Origin of the sequence: Stenotrophomonas maltophilia group sp. Smal17, assembly GCF_030237045.1 — a bacterium.
Lineage (GTDB): Bacteria > Pseudomonadota > Gammaproteobacteria > Xanthomonadales > Xanthomonadaceae > Stenotrophomonas > Stenotrophomonas forensis.
On record NZ_JASJSU010000044.1, the window covers coordinates 24,202 to 30,490 of the forward strand.

Sequence of the window (6,289 nt, forward strand, 5' to 3'; positions counted from 1 at the left end):
GCCGGCCGCTGGCCGGCAGGTGCAACGTCAAAAGCGTGCCAAGCAAGCTTGGCACCTACCGGAGCGGTTTCGTGCGTTTCGCGCGTTTCAGGGAATTGCCGGCCAGCGGCCGGCACGACCGTCAATCCTCTTCCGGCGGCAGCACGATGGCGTCGTCGTCGATCGCCAGCTTGCCGGCCATCAGCACGGCCTGGGTGCGGTTGGTCACGCCCAGCTTGCGCAGGATCGCGGTGACGTGCGCCTTGATCGTCGCTTCGGAGACGTTGAGGTCGTACGCGATCTGCTTGTTCAAGCGGCCTGCGCCGAGCATCTGCAGCACGCGGAACTGCTGCGGGGTCAGCTCGCGCAGGCGCTGGCCCACCTCGCGTTCCTCGCTGCCGGTGGGCGGTACGTTGTGCGCTTCCGGCGGTGCCCAGGTCTCGCCATCGAGAATGGTGCCCAGTGCATGGCCGATGGTGTCCGAGTCGGCCGACTTCGGAATGAAGCCGAGCGCGCCGTGGTCGAGTGCGCGGCGCATCACCGTGGCCTCTTCGCGCGCGGACACCACCACCACCGGCAGGTGCGGGTGCAGCGAGCGCATGTGCACCAGCGCGTTGAAACCCTGCGCACCGGGCATGTTGAGATCCATCAGGACCAGGTCGGCGTCGTTGTGCTGGTCGGCCAGCGCGTACAGCGCTTCCACGCTGTCGGCTTCGAACAACTGCACGCCCGGGATGACCCGCTGCACCGCCCCACGCAGGGCTTCGCGGAACAGCGGGTGGTCATCGGCAATCAGGAGGGTGGTCATGGGTCGAGCTTATCGATCAGGAAAGGGAGCGACGTGATGGCAGGTGCAGGACGGGTCGGACACGGCCGGGTCCCTCCTCCCGGCCACGTCCCTGGCGCGTCCTGCGCCTGCAGTCACGCCATCAGCGCACCTTGCGCTCGTCCACCAGCGACGCCACCACCGACGGATCGGCCAGGGTCGAGGTGTCACCGAGCTGGTCCGGCGCGTTCTCGGCGATCTTGCGCAGGATGCGGCGCATGATCTTGCCCGAGCGGGTCTTCGGCAGGCCCGGCGCCCACTGCAGGTGGTCCGGCGTGGCGATCGGTCCGATCTCCTTGCGCACCCAGGCGACCAGTTCCTTCTGCAGTTCGTCGCTCGGTGCTTCTTCGGCCACCAGGGTCACGTAGGCGTAGATGCCCTGGCCCTTCACGTCGTGCGGGAAACCGACCACGGCCGCTTCGGCCACCTTCGGGTGCGAGACCAGCGCGCTTTCCACTTCGGCGGTGCCGATGCGGTGGCCGGACACGTTGATCACATCGTCGACGCGGCCGGTGATCCAGTAATAGCCGTCCTCGTCGCGGCGGCAACCGTCGCCGGTGAAATAGCTGCCGGGGTAGGTGCGGAAATAGGTGTCGATGAAACGCTGGTGGTCGCCGTACACCGTGCGCATCTGGCCCGGCCAGGAATCACGGATGATCAGGTTGCCCTCGGTCGCGCCGTCCTGGATCTCGCCATCGGCATTGACCAGCGCCGGCTGCACGCCGAAGAAGGGCAGGGTGGCCGAGCCCGGCTTGAGGTCCATCGCACCGGCCAGCGGCGAGATCAGGATGCCGCCGGTTTCGGTCTGCCACCAGGTATCGACGATCGGGCAGCGGCTGTCGCCGACCACCTCGTAGTACCAGCGCCAGGCTTCCGGATTGATCGGCTCGCCAACGCTGCCGAGCAGGCGCAGCGAGGCGCGCGAGGTCTTCTTCACCGGCTCCTCGCCCTCGCGCATCAGCGCACGGATGGCGGTCGGAGCGGTGTAGAAGATGCTCACCTTGTGCTTGTCGATCACGTTCCAGAAGCGCGAGGTATCCGGATAGTTCGGCACGCCTTCGAACATCAGCGAGGTTGCGCCGTTGGCCAGCGGCCCGTACACGATGTAGCTATGGCCGGTGACCCAGCCGACGTCGGCGGTGCACCAGTAGATGTCGTCCTCGCGCAGGTCGAACACCGCTTCATGGGTGTAGGCCGCGTACAGCAGGTAGCCGCCGGTGGTGTGCAGCACGCCCTTCGGCTTGCCGGTGGAACCGGAGGTGTAGAGGATGAACAGCGGGTCTTCCGCGTTCATGCGCTCGGGCTCGCAGGTGGCCGGCTGGCTGTCCACCACGTCGTGGAACCAGCGGTCGCGCGGCGCCTGCATGTCCACCGCGCCGCCGGTGTGGCGCACCACCAGCACGGTTTCAACCGTGTTCGTGCCCGGCAGCTTCAGCGCGGCATCGACGTTGGCCTTCAGCGGAATCTTCCGGCCGCCGCGCAGGCCTTCGTCGGCGGTGATGATCAGCTTGCTCTGGCAGTCGCTGACGCGGTCGGCGATCGAGTTCGGCGCGAAGCCACCGAACACCACCGAGTGGATCGCACCGATGCGCGCGCAGGCGAGCATCGCCACCGCAGCGTCGACGATCATCGGCAGGTAGATGGTGACCCGGTCGCCCTTCTTGACGCCCAGGTTGCGCAGCGCGTTGCCGAGGCGGCAGGTGCGCTCGTACAGCTCGCGATAGGTCACGTGCTGGGCCGGCGCGTCGGGACCATCCGGTTCGAACAGCAGCGCGGTCTTGTCGCCGCGCGTGTCCAGCTGGCGGTCCAGGCAGTTCACGCTGGCATTGAGCTCGCCATCCTCGAACCACTTGATGTGGAAATCGGACAGGTCGTAGCTGACGTTCTTGATCTTCGTCGGCTTGCGCATCCATTGCAGGCGCTCGGCGGCCTTGCCCCAGAAACCATCCGGGTCGGTCACCGAAGCCTGGTACTGCTGTTCGTACGACGTCTTGTCGATGCGTGCCTTGGCGGCGAACTGCGGATCGACGGGGTAGATATCAGCCATGGCACCCTCACTTGCACGTTGACTTTGTATGTGCGGTCGCAGCATCGCGGCGACCGATTCCCCTCAGTTTGCCCCATCCACCCCCGGCCGCGTCACCACCCTGGTTAGACCATGGTCGAAAGTGAGCGCCCAGCAGGGCCGGGTTCGACCAATGGCGAATAGCCGCTGTGCGCGAACGCCCCGCAGTCTCGGCTCGACCGTGCCCCACGCGCGGCATCACCTTGCCACTTGGGAGAGAGGGCAACATGAGCCACCGTACGTTGAAAGCCGTGCGCACACCTTTGGCGGCCTGCCTGTTGGTCGCCCTGGTCGCACCGGGCATGGCGTTCGCAGAGACCGCCAAAGAGAAAGCGCTGGAAGCACGCGTTGCCGAACTGGAACGCCAGGTCCAGCTGCTGCTGTCTTCGCAGCAACAACAGCAGACCCAGATCAGCCAGACCCAGCAGGCGGTGACCGAAGTCCGCACGGTGCAGGCCGGGCAGAAGCCGGTCGCACAGGTGCCGGTCGGGAAGCAGCCGATCCAGGTCACCACCATCACTCCGGGCGCCGCGCCGGGCACCACGGTCAAGATCGGCGGCTTCATCAAGGCCGACTTCCTGGCCACCCAGACCAGCGATGGCCAGCTGGCCGACGATGCCACCGGCCGTTCGCTGTACCTGCCGGGCCAGACCCCGGTGGAAGGCGCCGGCGGCACCGGCAAGCGTTCGGGCACCGACCTCAACGCCCACGCCAAGTTCTCGCGCTTCAACCTGGGCATCGACAACGTGAGCGAGTCCGGCAACAAGGCCGGCGCGTTCTTCGAGATGGACTTCTTCGGCAATTCGCTGGGCAACCAGACCGCCACCAACACCTATGGCGTGACCCTGCGCCACGCCTACATGTACTGGAACAACTGGCTGGCCGGCCAGACCTGGTCCAACTTCATGGACGCCGCCGCGCTGCCGGAAGCGGTCGACTTCGTCGGCCCCACCGACGGCGTGATCTTCGTGCGCCAGGCCCAGGTGCGCTACACCCAGGGCGGCTTCAGCGTCGCGCTGGAGAACCCGGAAACCACCACCCTCACCGGTACCCGCAACCCGGTCACCGGCGCCTGGACCAATGCCAGTGCCAACTCCGATCGTGGCAGCCTGCCCGACCTGACCCTGCGCTATGGCTGGAAGGGCGACTGGGGCACCTTCGGTGTCGGTGGCATCGTCCGCCAGCTGAAGGTCGACAACCAGGCCACCGGCGCCAAGGCCGACAAGGTGGCCGGCGGCCTGACCCTGGGCGGCAAGTGGGTGATGGGTGACAGCGATTCGCTGCACTACCAGCTGACCGGCGGCGAAGGCATCGCCCGCTACATCGGCCTGGGGATCACCGCCGACAGCGCCTACGACGTGGCCCGCGACGAGCTCAACCCGACCGGCGTGCTTGCCGGTTATGTGGGCTGGCGGCATGCGTTCTCGCCGAAGCTGCGCACCAACCTGATCTACGCGCGCAGCGACTACGACAATGACAGCGTGCTGGGCCCGCTGGTGACCAAGAGCGTGCAGAGCGTGCGCGGCAACATCTTCTACTCACCGCTGCCCAAGGTCGATATCGGCGCCGAGCTGATGTACGGCCGTCGCGAGATCGAGAACGGCAACAAGGGTGACATCACCCGGTTGCAGTTCACCACCAAGTACAGCTTCTAAGAGCGTGCCGGCCAACGGCCGGCACCTACCGAGATTGAATGCCGGCCAAGGCCGGCATCTACAGAGGGAAAACGTCCCATGTCCAGCACTGCATCAAGCCCGCACAATCCAGCGGGTACCCTGACCCAGGGCCACAAGAAGGTCATCTTCGCATCGAGCCTCGGCACGGTGTTCGAGTGGTACGACTTCTTCCTGTACGGCTCGCTCGCCGCCATCATCGCCAAGCAGTTCTTCAGTGGCGTCAATGAAACCACGGGCATGATCTTCGCCCTGCTGGCGTTCGCTGCCGGCTTCTTCGTGCGTCCGTTCGGCGCGGCCTTCTTCGGCAGCCTCGGCGACCGCATCGGCCGCAAGTACACCTTCCTGGTTACCATCCTGATCATGGGCATCTCGACCTTCCTGGTCGGCGTGCTGCCCAACTACGCCACGATCGGCTTTGCTGCCCCGGTCATCCTGATCGTGCTGCGCCTGGCCCAGGGCCTGGCGATGGGCGGTGAGTACGGCGGTGCTGCCACCTACGTGGCCGAGCATGCGCCGGACGACAAGCGTGGCCTGTACACCAGCTTCATCCAGTGCACCGCCACGCTTGGCCTGTTCATGTCGCTGCTGATCATCCTGGCCTGCCGCTATTTCCTCGGCAATGAAGCCTTCGAGGCCTGGGGCTGGCGCATCCCGTTCCTGGTCTCGATCCTGCTGCTGGGCATCTCGGTGTGGATCCGCCTGCAGCTGAGCGAGTCGCCGCTGTTCCAGCAGATGAAGGCAGAGGGCAAGGGGTCCAAGACGCCGTTCCGCGACAGCCTGAAGGGCGGCAACCTGAAGCTGATGCTGCTGGTCCTGCTCGGCGCTGCGGCCGGCCAGGCCGTGGTCTGGTACGGCGGCCAGTTCTACGCGCTGTTCTTCCTCAGCAGCATGCTGAAGGTCGATGCCACCACCTCCTACCTGCTGATCGCTGCCGCGCTGGCGCTGGGCGTGCCGTTCTTCATCTTCTTCGGCTGGCTGTCCGATCGTATCGGCCGCAAGAAGATCATCCTGGCCGGCTGCCTGCTGGCTGCCGTCACCTACATCCCGATCTTCAAGGGCCTGACCCACTTCGCCAACCCGGCCATCGAAGAAGCCCGGACCAACTCGCCGGCACTGGTCATTGCCGATCCGAACACCTGTTCCTTCCAGTTCGACCCGGTCGCCGTACGCAAGTTCACCAGCTCCTGTGACATCGCCACCGCCGCGCTGACCAAGGCCGGCGTGCCGTACGACGTGCAGCCTGCCGCTGCCGGCTCGCTGGCGATGGTGAGCGTGGGCAGCAGCCAGGTCACCTCGTATGAAGGCGCTGGCCTGAGCAAGGAAGACGGCAAGGCAAAGGCCGATGCGTTTGGTGCGGAGCTGAAGACCGCCCTGACCACTGCTGGTTACCCGGCCAAGGCCGATGGTGCACGCATCAACATCGCCGGCACGATCTTCATGCTGTGGCTGCTGGTGCTGTACGTGACCATGGTCTACGGCCCGATCGCCGCCTACCTGGTCGAACTGTTCCCGACCCGCATCCGTTACACCTCGATGTCGCTGCCGTACCACATCGGCAACGGCTGGTTCGGTGGCTTCCTGCCGGCGATCTCGTTCGCGCTGGTGGCCGGTACCGGCAACCTGTACTACGGCCTGTGGTACCCGATCGGCATCGCGCTGATGTCGGTGGTGGTGGGTGGCCTGTTCCTGCGTGAGACCAAGAACGTGGATATCACCAAGTAACCGGCGTGCCGCCCAACCGTC

General features: G+C 65.9%; 4 protein-coding genes. 2 read left to right on the top strand and 2 right to left on the bottom strand.

Annotation, left to right across the window (positions count from 1 at the left end; genetic code table 11):
- Positions 1 to 121: 121 nt before the first annotated feature.
- The gene (locus tag QRO93_RS12970) at positions 122 to 787 is read right to left on the bottom strand and encodes a response regulator transcription factor (protein WP_006477308.1); all 666 of its coding nucleotides are present in this window, start codon (positions 785 to 787) and stop codon (positions 122 to 124) included.
- Positions 788 to 908: 121 nt separating this feature from the next.
- A complete protein-coding gene (acs, locus tag QRO93_RS12975; RefSeq protein ID WP_180880033.1) occupies positions 909 to 2,852 on the bottom strand; it encodes an acetate--CoA ligase in 1,944 nt (647 codons plus the stop codon).
- A 245-nt stretch (positions 2,853 to 3,097) separates the two neighbouring features.
- On the opposite strand from acs, the gene QRO93_RS12980 reads away from it, so the two are divergent.
- Both QRO93_RS12980 and QRO93_RS12985 read left to right on the top strand, forming a co-directional pair.
- Positions 3,098 to 4,525, top strand: a complete 1,428-nt coding sequence (locus QRO93_RS12980; protein WP_180880034.1) for a DcaP family trimeric outer membrane transporter — start codon at positions 3,098 to 3,100, stop codon at positions 4,523 to 4,525.
- A 78-nt stretch (positions 4,526 to 4,603) separates the two neighbouring features.
- Positions 4,604 to 6,268, top strand: coding sequence for an MFS transporter (locus QRO93_RS12985; protein ID WP_053451172.1), 1,665 nt, complete (start codon positions 4,604 to 4,606; stop codon positions 6,266 to 6,268).
- Positions 6,269 to 6,289: the final 21 nt, after the last annotated feature.

What these genes read in the sequence shown, in the direction of transcription:
- QRO93_RS12970 (WP_006477308.1), bottom strand. Translation starts at nt 787, where the DNA reads ATGACCACCCTCCTGATTGCCGATGACCACCCGCTGTTCCGCGAAGCC.
- acs (WP_180880033.1), bottom strand. Translation starts at nt 2,852, where the DNA reads ATGGCTGATATCTACCCCGTCGATCCGCAGTTCGCCGCCAAGGCACGC.
- QRO93_RS12980 (WP_180880034.1), top strand. Translation starts at nt 3,098, where the DNA reads ATGAGCCACCGTACGTTGAAAGCCGTGCGCACACCTTTGGCGGCCTGC.
- QRO93_RS12985 (WP_053451172.1), top strand. Translation starts at nt 4,604, where the DNA reads ATGTCCAGCACTGCATCAAGCCCGCACAATCCAGCGGGTACCCTGACC.